The organism is Trichocoleus sp. FACHB-6, assembly GCF_014695815.1.
Classification (GTDB): domain Bacteria; phylum Cyanobacteriota; class Cyanobacteriia; order Cyanobacteriales; family FACHB-T130; genus Funiculus; species Funiculus sociatus.
On the sequence record NZ_JACJOY010000102.1, the window covers coordinates 41106 to 60512 of the forward strand.

Annotated in this window: 15 protein-coding genes and 1 pseudogene; 9 read left to right on the plus strand and 7 right to left on the minus strand. The window is 46.5% G+C overall.

The annotated features are described in order from the left end of the window. Positions 1-63: 63 nt before the first annotated feature. Positions 64-1833, minus strand: coding sequence for a tetratricopeptide repeat protein (locus H6F66_RS20620; protein ID WP_190424771.1), 1770 nt, complete (start codon positions 1831-1833; stop codon positions 64-66). Between the two features lie 682 nt (positions 1834-2515). On the opposite strand from H6F66_RS20620, the gene H6F66_RS20625 reads away from it, so the two are divergent. Together H6F66_RS20625 and H6F66_RS20630 are read left to right on the plus strand one after the other, a co-directional pair. After that, a complete protein-coding gene (locus tag H6F66_RS20625; protein ID WP_190424773.1) occupies positions 2516-3310 on the plus strand; it encodes a DUF2993 domain-containing protein in 795 nt (264 codons plus the stop codon). 65 nt (positions 3311-3375) lie between these two features. Beyond that, a complete protein-coding gene (locus tag H6F66_RS20630; RefSeq protein ID WP_190424775.1) occupies positions 3376-4029 on the plus strand; it encodes a MotA/TolQ/ExbB proton channel family protein in 654 nt (217 codons plus the stop codon). A gap of 23 nt (positions 4030-4052) precedes the next feature. On the opposite strand, the gene H6F66_RS20635 is transcribed toward H6F66_RS20630, so the two are convergent. Further along, positions 4053-4613 (minus strand): Uma2 family endonuclease, encoded by a 561-nt coding sequence (locus tag H6F66_RS20635; protein ID WP_190424777.1) that lies wholly within the window; start codon positions 4611-4613, stop codon positions 4053-4055. Between the two features lie 116 nt (positions 4614-4729). On the opposite strand from H6F66_RS20635, the gene H6F66_RS20640 reads away from it, so the two are divergent. Continuing rightward, positions 4730-6004 carry an amino acid permease gene (locus tag H6F66_RS20640; RefSeq protein WP_190424780.1) on the plus strand — a complete coding sequence of 425 codons (1275 nt, stop codon included), beginning with the start codon at positions 4730-4732 and terminating at the stop codon, positions 6002-6004. A 96-nt stretch (positions 6005-6100) separates the two neighbouring features. Here the strand turns inward: H6F66_RS20640 and H6F66_RS20645 are convergent, their stop codons facing one another. Next, a complete protein-coding gene (locus H6F66_RS20645; protein ID WP_190424781.1) occupies positions 6101-7492 on the minus strand; it encodes a UDP-glucose/GDP-mannose dehydrogenase family protein in 1392 nt (463 codons plus the stop codon). Between the two features lie 109 nt (positions 7493-7601). After that, complete coding sequence (locus H6F66_RS20650; protein ID WP_190424783.1) at positions 7602-8534, minus strand: UDP-glucuronic acid decarboxylase family protein; 933 nt, start codon at positions 8532-8534, stop codon at positions 7602-7604. A gap of 183 nt (positions 8535-8717) precedes the next feature. On the opposite strand from H6F66_RS20650, the gene H6F66_RS20655 reads away from it, so the two are divergent. Further along, positions 8718-8858 carry a hypothetical protein gene (locus H6F66_RS20655; RefSeq protein WP_190424785.1) on the plus strand — a complete coding sequence of 47 codons (141 nt, stop codon included), beginning with the start codon at positions 8718-8720 and terminating at the stop codon, positions 8856-8858. An 84-nt stretch (positions 8859-8942) separates the two neighbouring features. Here H6F66_RS20655 and lepA read toward each other — a convergent pair whose 3' ends face one another. Beyond that, complete coding sequence (lepA, locus tag H6F66_RS20660) at positions 8943-10754, minus strand: translation elongation factor 4 (RefSeq protein WP_190424787.1); 1812 nt, start codon at positions 10752-10754, stop codon at positions 8943-8945. 411 nt (positions 10755-11165) lie between these two features. On the opposite strand from lepA, the gene H6F66_RS20665 reads away from it, so the two are divergent. The 4 genes and pseudogenes from H6F66_RS20665 to H6F66_RS20680 all read left to right on the plus strand — a co-directional run bounded on the left by H6F66_RS20665 (position 11166) and on the right by H6F66_RS20680 (position 14356). Beyond that, a complete protein-coding gene (locus H6F66_RS20665) occupies positions 11166-11378 on the plus strand; it encodes a hypothetical protein (protein WP_190424789.1) in 213 nt (70 codons plus the stop codon). A 452-nt stretch (positions 11379-11830) separates the two neighbouring features. Beyond that, a complete protein-coding gene (locus tag H6F66_RS20670) occupies positions 11831-12061 on the plus strand; it encodes a type II toxin-antitoxin system CcdA family antitoxin (protein ID WP_190424791.1) in 231 nt (76 codons plus the stop codon). Positions 12062-12226: 165 nt separating this feature from the next. After that, positions 12227-13519, plus strand: a pseudogene (locus tag H6F66_RS20675) (ATP-binding protein); the annotation flags it as partial. Between the two features lie 189 nt (positions 13520-13708). Then, positions 13709-14356, plus strand: coding sequence for a DUF3386 domain-containing protein (locus tag H6F66_RS20680; protein ID WP_190424795.1), 648 nt, complete (start codon positions 13709-13711; stop codon positions 14354-14356). Between the two features lie 216 nt (positions 14357-14572). Here the strand turns inward: H6F66_RS20680 and H6F66_RS20685 are convergent, their stop codons facing one another. After that, positions 14573-18406, minus strand: coding sequence for a DUF4347 domain-containing protein (locus tag H6F66_RS20685; protein ID WP_190424797.1), 3834 nt, complete (start codon positions 18404-18406; stop codon positions 14573-14575). A 501-nt stretch (positions 18407-18907) separates the two neighbouring features. Further along, positions 18908-19045 carry a hypothetical protein gene (locus H6F66_RS20690; protein ID WP_190424799.1) on the minus strand — a complete coding sequence of 46 codons (138 nt, stop codon included), beginning with the start codon at positions 19043-19045 and terminating at the stop codon, positions 18908-18910. A gap of 76 nt (positions 19046-19121) precedes the next feature. On the opposite strand from H6F66_RS20690, the gene H6F66_RS20695 reads away from it, so the two are divergent. Continuing rightward, positions 19122-19364: a NifU family protein gene (locus tag H6F66_RS20695; RefSeq protein ID WP_190424801.1), complete on the plus strand. Its 243-nt coding sequence runs from the start codon at positions 19122-19124 to the stop codon at positions 19362-19364. Positions 19365-19407: the final 43 nt, after the last annotated feature.

Here is a 19407-nt window from a genome sequence, read left to right on the forward strand (position 1 = left end):
CTAGTTATTTTATATGGTTGTTTTTATGGGATTATCTATCGGGTAAAATACTTTGATGCTCATCTAATAACCTATTTTCTCTAGTAAAACTTGGTGAGATTGATGAAAAACTTTAACCTGACTATAAAAAACCGAAATAAAAGCGTCTATAGCAACTTTTGGATTTTGCACGTTATTTTCAGGGAAGACAAAATCATAATCATCAAAGATGATAATACCGCCAACTTTGGCCAGTCTCCAACTTAAAACGGCATCTTCAAGGACATCGCTGGCTAGATGGGAACCATCAATGTAAACAACATCATAGGATTCCAGCGATAACGAGCGCAATATTTCTTGAGACTTGCCTACTATTTTGCATACTTTTTCCGGATAGTCTGTTCGACGGATGTTATAGTTAAATCTACTTTCGATGGATCTTAAATAACTTGGTTCGTACCAACTCTGTTCTAAACTTCCCTCGAAGGTATCTATACAAGTAATCTTACTATAATCTTGAATTAAGAGATTGTCTACAAACCAACAAGTAGACCTTCCTTCCCAACTTCCGATTTCTAAGATATTTAATCCAGAAACCTGAGAAAGATGTATTAAATATTTTTGCCAAATATCAAGATTTATGGAGAACCAATCGGTAGTAAATTCGTAACCTTTCTTTATAGTATGAACTTGATAGCGTGCGGGAGCAAAATCGGGTTTAATTTCTAGCGCCTTTTGGTAACAAGTTAAAGCTTCGTTAAGCTTACTTTGCCTAGAGAAAGTGATTCCCAGGTTAAAATGTGCTTCAGCGAGGAGAGTATGCGATCGCTTATAATTCTCCACATCCCCTTGCACAAGAAACAAATTAGCCGCTTTGTGTAAATCCTCAATTGCAGCTAGATATTCGCCCATTCTCAAACGGGCGTTACCGCGATTATTGTAAGCTTGGGAAAAGTTAGGGGTTCGTAGCAATGCTTGAGAATAGTCTGCGATCGCGCCTTGGTAATCTCCGAGATCAAAGCGTGCCACACCTCGGTTGCTGTATGCTTCAGTAAAGTTAGAATTAAACTGTAACGCCTGAGTGTAATCCTCAATTGCTCCTTGGCGATCGCCCAATCTAGATCGGACATTACCTCGATTGTAATAAGCAACAGCATCATTGGGATGAAGCCGCAATGTTTGGCTACAATTCTCCAAAATTCTTTGATTATAAATTTGCCAAATTCTCTGCCCAACCAAAAGTCTTTCTTGGTGGTGTTTTCTGTAGGTTTGTGCCTCGTGCTGTCTCCAATAAATTACCTTATCGGTGACTGAAATCCCTGTTTGACGAGTTAGAAACAAACCCAAAAATAAAGTTCCAGTTGCCAGATATTCTGTTTGCACCATTTGGAGAACGCTAGGCAATTCTTCAACCCAGTTTCCCAGTTTTAAACTAAAGCAAGGGGGGCAAAATTTTAGATTAGCAACAGCTTCCTGAAATAAATCAGTTCCCTGGCTTTTGTAAATTGGGGAAGGTTCATCTCGGAATTGCCCGATCACAGCCGTGTAAGGTAATTGCAATGATGAGTTGAGAAAATTCGGCAGAGACTCTTGCGCCTCATCATCGCCATCTAGAATAAATACTTGTTGTACGTTTTCTCTCTTGGCATCAATCAAAGCTTGTATGAGAGTAGAAGCTGGCCCCCGATGCTCTAATCTTCTGATTTGGCATCGATTTTTAACAGAGTTTAAATCCGGGAACTCGCGGCTACCGTCATCGTATACAACAATTTCAAAATCTCCCTTTATCGACCTTATAGCCGACTCTAAATACGGATAGCTGGGATCGTAGTAGCGAATAATTATTCTGGTCATATATTGAATATTTTTATTGTAAGTTTCTCGTTCCCAGGTCAGCCTAGGAACGAAATTTAAGGAGGCTATGCCTCCCCTTTTTAGTAACAACGCTCAAGACAAGAATAGATGAGGCAGATCCTCATTTATAGCATTCCCAGGCTCACCCTGGAAACGAAAAAAAGTGGGTGAAACTGTGAAGCCAATTAGCTTATTTACTTGACGTATGGATGCAAGTATGGTATAGATTTAAATCATAATTACTAACAATCGTGGCAGTAATGTCAGCAGGTAGGATAATTGATTGCGCCTGCGTTAAACTTGACGCACGTAAAGAGGCGATTAGCGACAGCAAAGCGGCCAGCCCTTGATTCTCAAATTTTGCCCTCTACCTTTTTCGGAAAAGACTGCACAAAGGTAAATTTTGCGGTTATAGGTGGTGATGAGTGAGGAATTCAGTATATAAATGGCTATAGTTTCCCATTGTTTGCCCGTAGCGATCGCTACATTATTGAGAAAATACCGCCCTTATTGATTTAACTAATCGCAGAAGTCAGAAAATTATATATATTTTGACATTTTAAGGCTGATAACCTTGATACATAAGCGCTTTAGCACCATTTAGCGCTTTTTTCTGGATTGCACATTCCTTAATATTTTGTTACAAACAAGAGAGTAAGCACTCTCGCGGACGTTAAACTTTATGTTAGGCGGCCTTACTGGTTTCACAAACAATACAGGCACGGATTGGGGAGAACGCATTCTCAATACGGTAGCCAGCAAGACGATTCGCCACTTGTTTACCCAGAGTGAGTCTGTAGAAGTTGCTGTTCGCTGCTATCCCTCCAGCAAACTTCTACAAGGAAGTATTGACAGCTTCAAGATGAATGGCAGTGGTCTGGTAATTCGCCGCGAGTTTCGCGCCCAGGAGGTTTCTTTTGAGACAGATGCCGTCTCAATTGACTTCAGCGGTGTAATGAACGGTAAGATTCTGCTCAAGCAACCGACCCAAGCGGTTGCCCAAGTAACCCTATCACAAGCAGATATCAACCAATCCTTCCAGGCGGAACTGGTAAAAAAGCGGCTACAAAATCTTGAAACGCCTGAATTGACAGAATTATCTGGCGGTCAGCCTGTATCCTTTAGCGAAGTAAACGTACAGCTGCTACCCAATAACCAAGTGCAAATTTTTGCCCAAGCCGATTTAGGCGAAAAAGGAATGGTGCCAGTCAGCATGACGGCGACCCTAGCAGCGGAAAGGCGGCGGCGCGTTCGTTTTAAAGATGCCAAATTTCAATCTGAAGCGGTGCCTGAATCGTTAAGGGATATTTCTGATACCTTGACAAAGGTATTCGCTGAGATTTTAGATAACATGGTCGATCTGGATCGCTTTAATCTCGATGGTGTAACGCTGCGAATCAATCGGCTGGAAACACAAGGTAAAACGCTAGTTTTCAGCGGTTACGCCCAAATTGAGCGCGTTCCAAATAATCCCTAATCTTAGCTAATGGCTAATGGCTCTTAAACAATTAGCGATTAGCACTCAGCCATTAGCTAATTTTTATGTCAGTCTTGCGTCTATTTTGTCTTGGTGGGGTGGTCATGTTGCCGCTTCTGGGATTCTCTATCCTGGCAGTGGCATTGATTTTAGAAAGGATTTTTTTTTGGCAGCAGATTACTATTCGCCAAATTCGTTTCGTGGGCGAAGTTTTGGCGCTGTACCGCAGTAATCCACAGTCTGGCGATGTCAGGGCGCAAGCGATCGCAATTCTACAGCAAAATGCAGATTTACCGATGGCGCGGATATTTCTGGCAGCTTTGGAATTAGAAAAGCCCACCCCAGAAGACTTTCGACTGGCTTTAGAAAGTGCCGCTCAAGCAGAGTTGCCCTTGCTGAAGCGTTTTAATACAGTGTTTGATACGATTATCAGCCTTGCCCCGTTGTTAGGTCTTTTAGGGACAGTTTTAGGTTTGATTAACTCTTTTGCCTCTCTGAGATTGGGAGATGTAGGAGGTACTCAAACCGCCGATGTCACAGCCGGAATTAGTGAGGCTTTAATTTCCACAGCATTTGGGCTGATAGTGGCTATATTCACCCTCCTTTTTGCCAATACGTTTAGGGGGTTGTATCGGCGGCAACTTGCCTTTATTCAGCAGTATGGAGGGCAATTAGAATTACTTTATCGTCGCGGCTACGAGCGATCGCAACTTAGTTAATCTTGGTGAGTGCAAATCAGCAATTATCCTAGCACTTCATCTACAGTAAAAATAACTTCAGGAAAAGCTTGCACAGATACGGTTTGACCCCGCTGGTACTTCTGAATTTCTTGGTAGCCATTGGGTGAGGGCTGTCGGTATACTTCCAAACATTCCTTTTTGATATCTACCAGCCAAACTTCTGTAATATTGTATTCAGCATAAAGGGGAATTTTTACTTGACGGTCAGTTTCAACTGTAGTATCGGCAACTTCAACTAACAGAAATATATCCTCTGATTGAGGATGTCCCCCTGCATAAAAATCATCGCGCAGTTGCAGCAATGTCAAATCGGGTTGAGGTTCAGAATTGTCTTCTAATTCCACCGGATCTAGAGCATCGACTAAAGTGCGATCGCCCAAGCGTTGAGAAAAAAGTCTGATCAATCTCCTCACGCAAGCTGCATGAAACCTGCCAATAGGCGACATTTCAACAATTTCTCCTCGGATTAGTTCCACTCGGTCATCTTCTGTGAGAATACCCGATGCCGCCATCTGGTGATATTCTTCTACTGTAAATTTCCGCCGGAGTAGCTCAACAGACATCACAACTTCCACATAACAACACTCAATTAATCATTATTATCGAGCGATCGCTATGACAACCCAGCCTTAACCTGTCGGTAGTAACATATCGGTAGTTTTTACCTGGGAGATGGCTTGTGTCTGCTAGAACCTCACCCCCACAGCTGCAACGAGAGTTAGGGGTTTTAGGCGCAACCATGATGGGCTTAGGCTCGATTGTCGGTACTGGGGTATTTGTCAGTATCGGTATTGCAGCCGGAATCGCTGGCCCTGCGGTGATTTTAGCAATGGCGATCGCTGCCCTTATAGCAACCTGCAACGGTCTTAACAGCGCTCAACTAGCTGCAAATCATGCTGTCAGCGGTGGAACCTACGAATATGGCTACAAATATCTAACTCCGAGTTTGGGGTTCACCGCAGGTTGGATGTTTCTCTTGGCAAAGACTGCTTCGGCGGCGACGGCTGCTTTGGGTTTTGCCAGCTACTTGTTGAATGCTACTGGTTTGTACGGGCGAGGATTTCTCATTCCCACGGCTCTAGCGGCTGTAGTTATTTTTACCTTAATCGTTCTTGGCGGCATCCGTCGCTCTAATGTCACCAATATTGCAATAGTATCGGTGACGCTACTATCTTTAACTTTCTTTATCTTTGCTTGTCTGCCGAGTGCGATCGCGAACCGCGCAGAAAATCTCACTCCCTTTTTCATCGGTTCCCCAGCGACGGTACTAGAAGCGACTGCGCTGATGTTTGTCGCCTACACAGGTTATGGACGCATTGCCACAATGGGGGAGGAAGCGCGGGAACCCCGAAAGACGATTCCCAAGGCGATGATTGTCACTCTGGTATTGACAATGCTGCTTTACATAGCAGTGGCAGGGGTTGGTATTGCCGCAGTGGGGTCTAATGTTTTGGGTACTACTAACCAGTCAGCACCGCTTGAGGCAGCAATTCGCGACGTGGGGAGTGCGGGTGGTGCTGTGGTGTTAAGTATCGGTGCCATGACTGCCATGTTGGGCGTGTTACTTAACTTGATTTTAGGCTTATCTCGCGTGTTGCTGGCGATGGGACGGCGGCGGGATGCACCTAGAGTTCTGGCGCGTTTGAACCCGCAAGGAACGACACCGAATTTGGCAGTGTTGGTTGTCGGAATTGCGATCGCGCTTTTGGTGCTGGTTGGTAATGTTAAAACAACCTGGTCGTTCAGCGCCTTTAACGTTTTGATTTACTATGCAATTACAAATTTGGCAGCATGGCAACTGCCAAATCATCAGCGACTCTATCCCAAATGGTTAGCCATATTAGGTTTAGTATCTTGTCTATTCCTCGCTTTTTGGGTAGATCCGCAAATTTGGCAAATTGGTCTAGGATTAATTCTCGCTGGACTAATTTGGCACAAAATAAGGCAGTTTTAAATGATTCGTAAAGACGAGATCCCCGACTTCTTAAAGAAGTCGGGGATCTCAAGGGCTACAATCTCAAAACTCTGCCGAGGATTGCTATGTTAGCTATTAGCGTCCTACGCCAACATATTGGAAACCAGCGTTTTCAACTTCCTTCCGGTCAAGGAAGTTACGCCCGTCAATCATCACAGGGTTATTCATCAGCTTCGCCATTTTAGCGAAGTCCAGATTCCGGAACTGTTGCCAGTCTGTAACCAGCACCAGGGCATCGCAGCCATCAGCCAGCCGTTCTGGATCGGTTTCCACAAACACGCCAGTTAAACCGTGGCGCATCCCTGTAGAAGAAACAATCGGGTCGAAGGCTTTTACTTTCGCTCCCAGTCGGTTCAGTTGCTCGATCAGCATCAGTGCTGGTGCGTCGCGCATATCATCGGTATCTGGTTTGAAGGTCAAACCCAGAAGTCCGACAGTTTTGCCCTTAAGGATTTTGAGAACCTGCTGGAGTTTTTCCAGAGCAATCAGACGCTGACGTTGGTTAACGGTGACAGCAGCTTTCATCAATTGGGCATCATAGCCGTAATCTTCAGCTGTGTGAATCAAGGCGGAGACATCTTTCGGGAAGCAGGAACCGCCCCAGCCAATTCCAGCTTGCAAAAATTTGTTGCCAATGCGGGAATCTAAACCGATGCCCTTTGCCACCTGGGTGACATCAGCACCGACGCGATCGCATATATTGGCAACTTCGTTGATAAAGCTGATTTTGGTTGCCAGGAAAGCATTAGCGGCGTACTTGATCATCTCCGCTGAGTTGATGTCTGTCACCACAACTGGCACTGGCGGTAGAGATTGATCTTCGGCAACCTTACGCTCTACGATGGGCGCGTAGAGTTCTTGCATCATAGCGATCGCTTTGGGATTAGTGCTTCCCAGTACAATCCGATCCGGGTTAAACGTGTCGTAAACCGCCGAACCTTCCCGCAAAAACTCCGGATTGCTTACCACATCAAACTGCGCGGTAAACTCTCCAAATTTCTCTTCGACACCAACATCGCCAGCTGCTACCAGCGATTTCTGGCGTTCAGAAACACCATCCAGCACAATCATCCGCACCCAGTCACCAGATCCAATTGGCACTGTGGATTTATTCACAATAACTTTGTAGCTGTTATCAAGATGAGAGCCGATTCCACGCGCGACAGCTTCCACGTAGCGCGTATCGCTTTCACCTGTGGGCAAAGGCGGTGTCCCCACTGCGATAAACAGAATTTCTCCATGAGCCACCCCTGCACCTAAATCGGTTGTGAACTCCAGATTCCCTGAACTCGACGCCGACTGCATAATATCCGACAGCCCCGGCTCATATATTGGCGACTGTCCCGCCTTCATCAGCTTGACTTTTTCTTCATTATTGTCCACACAGATGACATGATGCCCGATATGAGCAAGGCTGGCACCTGTTACCAAGCCAACATATCCAGTGCCAATTACACAAACACGCATAGAAATAAATCCTTTTTCTTGAATGAAAATACTGGGGATATTAGATTTTTGTTCATAGTTGATAGTTCATTGTTTATTGCCATGAACCATGAACGATGAACCATGTCCGTTAACTGTTGTTGATGCGCTCCCTAAAATCTTCTACAGTCAGTTTTAACCCTTCTTGCAGAGGAATGCTAGGTTCCCAACACAACCAAGTTTTAGCACGAGTAATATCTGGTTGTCTCTGCTTAGGGTCATCTTGCGGCAGTGCTTCAAATTTAATGTCCGCGTCCGGATTCACCATATGTTGTATTTTCTGAGCCAATTCTAAGATGGTGTATTCATCTGGATTACCTAAATTAATCGGCCCAGTATGTTCGCCATTCATCAATCGGATCAGCCCTTCCACCAGGTCAGAAACATAACAAAAACTCCGAGTTTGCGAACCATCACCATACACAGTTAACGGTATTCCTCGCAGCGCTTGGACAATAAAATTGCTCACCACTCGCCCGTCATTTTCTAACATTCGCGGGCCATAAGTGTTGAAGATTCGAGCAACCCGAATATCTACACCATTTTGGCGATGATAGTCAAACGATAAAGTTTCTGCAATTCGCTTGCCTTCGTCGTAACAAGAACGTATTCCAATTGGGTTGACATTGCCTCGATACTCTTCTGGCTGGGGATGAACGTCGGGGTCGCCATACACCTCAGAAGTTGACGCCAGAAGGAATCGGGCTTTTACCCGCTTAGCTAAACCCAGCATATTCATCGTCCCCAAAACGCTTGTTTTGACGGTTTTAACTGGGTTGTATTGGTAGTGAACAGGGGAAGCAGGGCAGGCTAGATGATATATCTGATCTACTTCTAGCCGAATTGGTTCTGTGATGTCGTGGCGGATCATCTCAAAGTAAGGATGATCTAGCCATTTCAAGATGTTGCGCTTACTTCCCGTGTAGAAGTTATCTAAGCAGATGACTTCGTGTCCAGCACTCATCAATCGGTCGATGAGATGGGAACCCACGAAACCCGCACCACCTGTAACTATAATTCGCATCGGTAACTGACTCGCGCTAGGGAGAGAATCGATATCTAAACTAACCTTGGAAAGCACCGCTGTCCAGAGGTATTCCGTTGTTAACTAGCTTAGAGTATACGGAGCGATCGCTCTATCGCCCATCCGTAAATATTCGGTAAATATTTAGTAAATATTAAGTGTACTTAGTAAAGTAGCAAAGCTTTGAATCAAAACCCCAGAGCGCCCAAACTCTACAGCGAACGGGCAAAGCCTTACCCAGAGCCGTCTAAAGCATTGGCGTTGCACATTCAAAAAATGTGCAACGCCAAAAAAAAGCAGTTTATGGGTTTTGAGGCTGGGTAGGTAGCCTGAGTTTGTGAAGCATCGAGGCTAAGGCAATCTGGGAAATTGGCTGCCAGATGCTCCCAAATCTAAATAACCCAAAGGTTATTCTTGGTCGAGGCGCAACACTGCCATGAAGGCTGATTGGGGTACATCAACTGTACCTATTGACTTCATGCGCTTTTTACCCTTAGCTTGCTTCTGCAACAATTTTTTCTTCCGGGAGATGTCACCGCCGTAGCACTTGGCAAGAACGTCTTTTCTCAAAGCTGGGATTTGTTCGCTGGCGATGACTTTACTGCCTATCGAAGCTTGAAGAGGTATCTTGAATTGATGCCGGGGAATTAGTTCTTTTAACTTTTCTGTTAAAGCTCGTCCCACGCCATAGGCTTTGTCACGGTGGACAATCATTGCCAAGGCATCAACCGGATCTCCGTTAATCATGATATCCAACTTAACCAGCGGATTTTCCTGATAGCCAATCAGGTGATATTCCATACTGGCATAGCCCCTCGTTCTGGACTTCATCTGATCGAAAAAGTCCGTCACTACTTCCGCCAGGGGTAACTCATATGTCACCGTAGTTCGCCCCTGAGTTAAATACTTCATGTCTTTGAAGATACCGCGTCGATTTTGACACAACTCCATCAGCGTACCTACGTACGTTTCTGGTGTAATCATGTCTACCTTGACATAAGGTTCTTCGATTTTTTCGCGCTCGTTCGGCGCTGGTAGGTGGCTGGGATTATCAATGTAGAGTTCTTCACCTTTGTTGGTGATTACCCGATAGACTACGGAAGGAGCGGTGATAATTAAATCCAGGTCATATTCTCGCTCTAACCGCTCTTGGACAATCTCCATGTGCAGCAAGCCCAAGAAGCCGCAGCGGAAGCCGAATCCCATCGCACTCGATGTCTCTGGTTCGTAGTGCAAGGCGGCATCATTTAACTTTAGCTTTTCTAAAGCCTCTCGCAAGTCGGGGTATTGGTCGGCATCTGTGGGAAACATACCACAGAAGACCATTGGTTTTGCTTCGGTGTAACCAGGTAAGGGTTGGGCTGCTTGGGCCTTGGCTAAGGTAATGGTGTCTCCGACTCTGGCATCTTCGACAGCTTTAATCGCTGCTGCTAGGTAGCCCACTTCTCCGGCGTGTAGTTCATTTACCTGCTTTTGGGTGGGGCAAAGGACACCTAATTCGTCAATTTCGTATTCTGTTCCGCTGGCCATCAGGCGGATGCGATCGCCTTTTTTCACCGTACCATCCATCACCCGGAAGTATACAATTACACCCCGGTAGCTGTCGTAGTAGCTATCAAAAATCAACGCCCGCAATCGTTCTGAAACTGTATCTTGCGGGGGCGGTACCAGGTGAACGATAGACTCCAGAATCTCGTCAATCCCAATCCCCTCTTTAGCAGAAGCAAGAATTGCACCACTGCAATCTAGTCCAATAATTTCTTCAATTTCTCCCTTGACTCTATCTGGCTCGGCTCCTGGCAAATCAATCTTATTTAAAACTGGTATAATTTCCAGGTTATTCTCAAGAGCAAGATATACATTGGCGAGAGTTTGAGCTTCCACACCTTGGGACGCATCCACTACTAAAAGTGCGCCTTCGCAAGCGGCGAGACTGCGCGATACCTCGTAGGAGAAATCTACGTGACCGGGAGTATCAATTAAATTTAGAACGTACTGCTCACCGTCTTTGGCAGTATAGTTCATCCGGGCAGCTTGCAGCTTAATGGTAATGCCGCGCTCCCGTTCTAAATCCATATTGTCTAGGAACTGTTCCTTCATCTGCCGATCTTCTACAGTACCTGTGGATTGCAAGAGGCGATCCGCCAGGGTGGATTTACCGTGGTCAATGTGGGCGATGATGGAGAAATTACGAATGCGAGAAACAGGTACTGAGGTCATAGCCAAAGAAAAAGGCACATCGAGAGCGGCAATCGAGATTCAGCAGACTTCACATATTCTAATGTGTCCGACACCCAGCTTGCGATCTTGGCATAATATATCCCACGCCGGGTTAGAGACAAGGCTTTGCGAATTTGAAGTATTTTTACAGAAATTTTGACACTCCCCACCCATATAATACGGGGGATTCTCCCACCTAGCCTTAAGTGTGACTAGGACAGCTAATATTCATGGAGTTACCGCTACTCGTGAAGGGGAAATACCCGACTTCTTAGGGAAGTCGGGTATCTGAACTGTTGGCAATAGGTTGACCCTTTCTCTGCTTTTGAGCTAAAACCAAATCGAACATTGGTGAAGCGTGAAGAAAGCATCCTTCTATAGGTATGAGCTTTACACTTTTAAAAGTAGGGAATGACCAACTGTATCTACTCCGTACCTTTTTATCAGGCAAGTATTTCTGTTTGTGGCAAAGATGGTAGGGCGAATAGTTTAGCTGCTGAGTTCAGATTGCAAGTTGTTGAGACTTTCGCTGTGGTAATTTTTCGTCTCTGCATGAGAGTTAGAACAAACTCTTGGCAAGGCGAGTATTTTCGACTAGCATCTGGAGCAATATATCTGTCTTGACTTTGTTGAGATCAGCAAATTTCAGCTTTCTGTCCAACGTTACTAGCTTTAGGCATTTATGCAGAGATTATAAAACAAAACTTATAGACTTATTTAAAATGTTGCTACGCTTTAGGCTTTAATAAGTATATGTGGGTGGTGTAGTTTCATCCCCATACTTAAAAAATAAGGTTTTGGGTACATCCCTCAAACTCACCGATAATTGTTAAGATGTCAAGACTTCAGGACAAAAGCCTCAGCCTGCTATCTTTTTATCGCTCCAGTCGCCAGAGCATATAGCTCAGGGAAAGGGGAGGAATTGCAAAATTTTGTTTCATACGTGGACAAAAGCTGGATTTGACTTTCCTGAGTTGGCAAAACACCAGTTAGCATGGAAAAGCGGTTTAGTGTCTCTCACCTGGAGAATTGCTAAAACAAAAATCTCATCATAAATATAGATGCTGCAAAAGCTTATGAACGAGCGGTCCGTGTATTCCAAAAGGTCAGGGGAAAAGGTGGAAGTTGCGATACACCTGGATTCGGAATTGGTAGATCAAATAAAGCACCTAACAAATGACCCAAGTAAGGTGATTGAGACAGCCATAAGACAGTGGCTGAGGGGAGAACGCGATCGCGATGACGAACTGACCCGCACCCTAGAGCGAAATCCGCCCGTGCCTCCTAGAGGCGAATGGAACGATTGATCATAAAGTGTGTAGACTCAGGGGCGGAAGTTTTAAGTTTTTCGACAAAAGCATCTATCACATGACGACTGGTAAATATTGCCTATTCTCAGTTTGCAATTTAGCAGGTATATTCTGATGGTGGCTCCTGTTAATGTTCCACTGCTAACTTTCGAGTCAACTTTGTTAAGTACAGACCAGTACCAAAAGCTATTAAGCCAGATCGCCAGAAATATCCGCCGCACGCTGGATCTAGATACGATTTGGCAGCAAACGGTCAAGGGGCTGGGAGAAGGATTGAACGTCAGCCGCTGCATGATATGCAACTACGAAAGTTGTAGCCCAAAAGTGCAAGTGGTGGCGGAGTATTGCCAGGAGTCAGTGCGATCGCTGCTGGGACAGTATTTACCCCTAGCGGAAGACCCATACCTGAAACAAGGGCTAGAAGCGAAAGGCGAACCCGTGGTAGTGGAACAGGCGGGAGCCAATAGCTTTGGATATCAGTCAGTATTAGTGGTTTCAACAAGCTATCAAAACCAGCCAAACGGACTGCTAAGCATTCAACAGTGCGATCGCACACGCAGATGGAGCGAAGCAGAGGTAGAGTTAGTCAGAGAGCTGGCAGATCAGGTAGGGACAGCGATCGCTCATGCCAAACTCTACAAAGAATTAGAGCAAGCTAGCGAACAAGCAGAAGAAGCAAGCCGCCTTAAATCAGAATTTCTGGCAAACACCTCTCACGAACTCCGGACTCCCCTCAACGGTATGATCGGCTCCCTGAAGCTGATTCTAGACGGCACAGTAGACGAGCCTGAAGAGCAACTAGAGTTTATCCAAGATGCCTATCGTTCCGCCCTGCATTTACTCAACCTGATCAACGACATCCTTGATGTTGCCAAAATAGAAGCAGGCAAAATGGAGCTGGAACTCGGACAGGTAAAGCTGGAAGAGCTATTTGGTGATGTTGAGGAATTTACGCGAAATCAGGCGCAGATGAAGAACCTGAGTTTATGTATCCAAATGCCCCCCACCCACGATGAAGTTATCCTGTACGGTAACTATCAGCGCCTCCTGCAAGTGATGTTAAATCTGATTGGGAACGCCATCAAATTTACTCACGAAGGCGGGGTTACAGTTAGTGCTGAGGTGAGCAAAAAGAAAATCAAATTTGCCGGACAGGAATTTCCCGGCTTGGTAAAAGTCCAAGTGGCTGATACCGGGATTGGCGTTTCCCTCGACAAACAAGATAAATTGTTTCAATCTTTCTCTCAGGTAGATGGCTCCCGCACGCGACAGTATGGCGGAACTGGTCTAGGACTGGCAATTTCGCAAAGGCTTGTAGAAGCAATGGGCGGTGTCGTAAACTTCTACAGCATGGGCGAAGGACTCGGTTCAACAGTCACATTCACAGTACCCCTGTATCAAGAACCCGTAATGATCTCCACGCCTCAGACAGGTTCGCTGGATTTGTTAATGTAGATAAATTTTTTATCTTGTAGGGCAGGCAAGATGCTTAAGTGTCAACTTAAGGCTGAAAATCCCATTCTTGCTTACTTCCTCTGCCTCCAGTTCTGATGGTTGAGGCTCTAGCCAGGGAATGAGTTAATGACACCCAATACCCTGCAAAGATTTCTAAACTAGAAAAGAAGTTAACTTAATCAAGGTTCTATGATTGCAGCAAACGCTCGCGACTTATTTCGGGCTGCCTACGAAAACCGCTACACTTGGGATGCCAACTTTCCCGGATACAGCGCCGATGTAGAACTCAAGCAAGGTGATGAAGTCTACAAAGGCAAAATTCGCATCAACCGCGATTTGAGCGTAGAAGTCACTGGCATCGAAGACGAAACGGTGCAAGAAAGCGTCTATACTCAGCTCAGAGATATTGTCACCCACCGCAAACGGGGAGATTTTGAAAAAGCTCACGGCAAAAACGAGTTTAACCTTGGCGAAACTGACTCCACTGGCGCTAAGGAAATTCTAGTTAAAGGCGATGCGATGGGGTCTAACTACAAAATCCGAGGCACCGAAATTTGTCAGGTGAGTCGGGTGATGGGCCGGATGGCTTTTACAATAGACACCAAGGAAAGCTTAGATACATCAGAAGGTTACGTATCCTCTCGCTACGATGTCGTCTTCCGCAACCCTCAGACAGGTGAAACGACCAAGGAACTGCAATTTGAGGATACTTTCGATAAAATTGGCGATTACTATGTGATGACCAAGCAGGTAGTTCACTCGAATGAGCAAGGTCAGAAAACTACCACCGAGTTCAACTACTCAAATATTAAGTTGCTTGAACCAGTAGCAGTTTAGTAGGGTAGGAAATGCCCACCAAACGCTTTAATGGTGGGCATTTCCTACCTAGCCCTGTCAAGGTGTCAACTAACGAATTTTTCTGCTATGGGCGATTTGATTATCCTTGCAGTGTAGTTTATGAGATAGCGGCGATCGCTTTGAAAGAGCTAGTTCGGTGCACCTAGTTTAATTGGTGCAGCGATTTTACCTTGTAGGGGCAAAATGTCCCTACACTTAGATAGTGACGAAAGTGCTGGCAGCATTGCTTTGGAGAGTAGCAGCACTAATGTTGTTAATGGCTGCTAAAATCTCACCGTCGGAGTTATTAGTAATCACAGTTTGGCTGCTTCTTTGCGTAATCGACACCTGGCCCAAACTTAAACCACCAGCTAAACCAATGTAGTCGTAACCAATTTGGAAGTCAGTGATAGTATCAACACCTTCACCCTTAGCAAGGACAAAAGTATCGCGTCCAGTACCACCTGTAAGGGTATCGTTACCCAGACCGCCCCACAGTCTATCCCTGCCAGCTTCACCCCAAAGAAGGTCGTTTCCAACTCCCCCGTACAGGGAATCGTGACCATAGCCGCCGTAGATGCGATCGCTACCGCTACCGCCAAAGATCAAATCGTCGCCACCAACAGTTCCCCCCATGCTGCTCATATCACCGTAAAGGGAATCGCTGCCAGCATTGCCGTAGATGCGATCGCTACCGAGACCACCAGTAATCGTATCGTGACCGCGATAACCCGTGATCTGGTCGTTTTGTGCGGTTCCTACTAACGTATCGGAAAGTAAACGATTGCCGTTGATGACGTTAGCGATGGGAATATCGTTGTCGTTGATGTTGACAACGCTGACATCAACCGGATTCAGGTTGTTGTATTTGGTATCAGCGCTTACGGCTGCATTTGTGACGATTCTGTAAGCAATATTGCCATCAACCAGCGTATCGTCAACACCTTTGACCGTTACAGTTTGAGCGTCATTCCAGTTACTCTCAGTGAAGGTCAACTTCGAGTTAGAAATCGTACCTTCAGTGGTATCGGAACTAGCTAAGCTGAGGGTAACGTCAGCAGTCGGTTTGCTATTTAACTTCACGCTGAAGCTTGCTGTACCGCCCATTTCGCTGGTGTTACCGCTAATTGGGGTGATAGTGAAACCTGCGGTGTCGTTGTCAGTGATATTTCCGATTCCCTGAGCATCGACAATCGTGGCTTTGCTGGGATTAGACAGGTTGACAAAAAAGCTTTCATTTGCTTCATCTATCATGTCACCGTTAACGGCTACCCGGAAGGTTTGGGTGGTGACACCGGGAGCGAAGGTTAAGGTGTCGTTGGTGGCGGTGTAGTCGCTGCCACCAATCGCAGTGTTATTAGCGGTAGCGTAGTTAATGCTGACAGTTTCAGTGCTGGCGTTGGAAAGTGAAACCTGGAACTGGGCAAAGGCGATGCCGCTGTCGCCTTCAGTGATGGTGACATCGCTGATGCTAATCTTGGGTTGCGGGTTGACAGTGATGTTGAAAGTCTTTGCCACTGAGGTATCGACACCACCGTTAGCAGCCCCGCCGTTGTCTTTGGCGCGAACTTCAATGGTAGCGGTGGTGCTGGTAGCAATGTTGGCAACTGGGGTGAAAGTTAGGTTGCCGTTGGTGTCAATGGTGGGTGCGGCTTCAAAGATGCCTACATTGCTCACTACATTAACTATATATCTGTCAAGTGTTTGAGTGGATTCTTCGGTACCGGGATTAAAATTAGTAGCCCATCCGGTAACGGTTTGCGCTCCGGAATTCGCTATGACGTTTTGAGCAGCGCCAGCAGTGAAGTTGGGAGCGTCGTTTACGGCTGTAACGTTGATGGTTTTGGTGGCTGCGATGCTGGTGCCTCCTTCGCCATCACTAAGGACAAATCGTACGGTGCGGGAAGCGGTAGGATTCTCAGAAGTGCTGCTGTAGGCAATACTTCTGAGCAATTCTTGAGTAATGGCAGGTGTGGCGTTGGTATTTAAGTTTATGAGGAGATTGGTGCCGTTGCTGCCATTGCTGGTGATGGTGCCGATGGCAGCTCCTGCATAGCTGATGGTGGTTCCGGATACAACGATACTGCCGATGTTGGCGATGCTGAGTCGGTCTGAGGGACTGCCGCCTGCGGTGTAGCTGACGGTGAGGATTCCGCCTTCAAAGTTGGCTGAGTCAGTGTCTGCTACCGTAGCGGTGCTGTCAATAATTGTTGCGGCAGCATTTTCGGTGTAGGAGACAGATGCACCGGGGAGGTTGATGACAGGTGGGTTGTTCGGTTCGTAGACGAAAATGTCCCCTATGTCATTGGTGTCCCCGCTCACCAGGTTGCTGGCATTAGAGGTAAACGTTACGTAGCGCCCGTCTGCGGATATCGCGAAAGCGGAAGAATTGCTATTCGCCTGAAAGCCATTAGAGTCAACCGAAACGCGGCTGGTCGTGTTGGTTTGTCGGTCGTAGACGAAAGCGTCCCTTGTGCCATTGGTGTCCTCCCCACCCACCAGGTTGCTAGCATTAGAGGTAAATATCACGTAGCGCCCGTCTGCGGATATATTGGGAGAGGAGGAAATGTTATTCCCCTGAGTACCGTTAGAGTCAACGGAGACGCGGCTGGTCGTGTTGGTTTGTCGGTCGTAAACGAAAACGTCTGCTGTGTTATTGGTGTCCCCACTCACCAGGTTGCTGGCACCAGAGGTAAACGTCACATAGCGCCCGTCTGCGGATATGGCGGGTTCGTAGGAAAAGCTATTCCCCTGAGCGCCGTTAGAGTCAACAGAGACGCGCCTGGTCGTGCTGGTTTGTTGGTCGTAGACGAAAATGTCCCCTGTATCATTGGTGTCCCCACCCACCTGATTACTGGCATTAGAGTAATACGTTATGTAGCGCCCGTCTGCGGATATGGCAGGAGCGACGGAAGAGTTATTTCCCTGAGCGCCGTTAGAGGGAACGGAGACGCGCCTGGTCGTGTTGGTTTGTCGGTCGTAGGCGAAAACGTCAGGTGTGCCATAGTTGTCCGCCCCACTCACTAGGTTGTTGGCATTAGAGGTAAACGTCACGTAGCGCCCGTCTGCGGATATGGCGGGGTCGTAGGAAAAGCTATTCCCCTGAATGCCGTTAGAGTCAACGGAGACGCGGCTGGTTGTACTGGTTTGTCGGTCGTAGACGAAAATGTCCCCTGTATCATTGGTGTCCCCACTCACCAGGTTGCTGGCAAAAGAGTAAAACGTCACGTAGCGCCCGTCTGCGGATATCGTGGGAGTCGAGGAATTGCCATTCCCCTGAGTGCCGTTAGAGTCAACGGAGATGCGGCTGGTCGTGTTGGTTTGTCGGTCGTAGAGGAAAATGTCTTCCATGCCATTGGTGTCCCCATTCACCAGGTTGCTGGCACCAGAGGTAAACGTCACGTAGCGCCCATCTGCGGATATCGCGGGTTCGTAGGAAAAGCTATTCCCCTGAGTGATCGCAGTGGTAGGGAGAACAGCACCGTAATCTGCCAGCGTCTCTGCTTGAAATGCCAAAGCTGCTTCAATCACCCCAACCTTGGTCTCTAAATCCCAGTCACCGCCTAAGACAGCGCTACCCGTCAAGTCATCCGAAGCCGCAACATCCGCCCCCGTCAACTGACTCAACTGCTGCACAAAGGCTTCCCCAGTCTCTCCAGAAGCTACATCGCAACCATATAGAAGAATATCGGCGTCAGCTGTTAAAGCACTCGCCCACTGCTGTAGAGAGTTGCTGTAAGCTTGCAGGTTAGTCGAGTTAACCGTACTCGCTCCCAGTTGCAAACTACCTTCAGCACCGTGGGAAACGATGTGAACGCTGGCGATGTCGCTGCGATTTGCCAGAACTTCGGTAATTTGTGCTACACCATCCCGCGTGGAGTCGAGGATAATTACCTCAGTTCCCGGTTTCACACCCGCAGCCAGACTTTCTTTATCCGCAACTGTGGCATCGATGAAAACAATCTCTTTATTTGCGGCGGTGGAAGTAACGTCAGTCATAGAATTGGTGGAGTCTTGATTGGGGTTGGCGTTCTGGTTGAGGTCTTGCACGGTGAGGATTCCTTATAGTTAGTTACTAGAAGCCATCAGAATTCGGGCGCGAATTGTTTCACATTGCGCCGCCAAATAACTTGGTGGTATTGACAAAAAATTAAGAATTTTGGTAAAGCACCCGTCAGCAGTGGGTTGGAGCCTGACGCAGATGGCGTTGTTTGGGTAGCAAGGTAAGCGAGGGCAGATGTATTATTTTTTACCCGTTTACAACGGTAATTGCGCTCAGGTAGCGGTATCTGCGATCGCGTACAACTGTGAAGCCGGTAGTTTTTCAGTATTCATCCCTCTCAATATTGGTTTCTTTTATTAACGATAATCTATCTTTGGGGGGATAATATAAGCCAAATACTGAGAAGCTTTATCAAAGTTTTACAGTAGCTTTAAAGTTAATAGCTCACTATTGTCTAGATCGCCGCAGAGATCGCGCCTCAATTGCAACGCCGATATTGGTGACAATCAAGGATTTTTTGGGATTCCAGCTTCTGCGATCGCAGATAATTAGACAATAGGGCTAAGAACGAGAAGACTCATTCTGGAAAGCTTCTGCTCATCACCCTTAGCTGACAATAGTTCTGAGATACTTGCGATCGCTCGTGACAAGGGTAACAATGCCCACCCTACTTGAATCGCTGTCATCGGTTTTTTATCCTTGTGTAGACTAGGATCGAGATAGTTGCGATCGCACTCTCAGATTCCATAAGGTAAACAGACCATGACACAAACACTGGCACTAACTCCGGAAAACGTCGAACAAGTTTTAGATGAACTGCGCCCTTACTTAATTTCTGACGGCGGTAACGTGGAACTGGTAGACATCGACGGGCCAGTTGTTAAACTGCGGCTTCAGGGAGCTTGTGGCTCTTGCCCCAGCTCTACCATGACCCTGAGAATGGGTATTGAACGCCGCTTGCGCGAATTTATCCCAGAAATTGCCGAAGTTGAGCAAATCATGTAAAAGGTGATAGGTAATAGGTAATAGGCAGAAAAAACTCCCATTA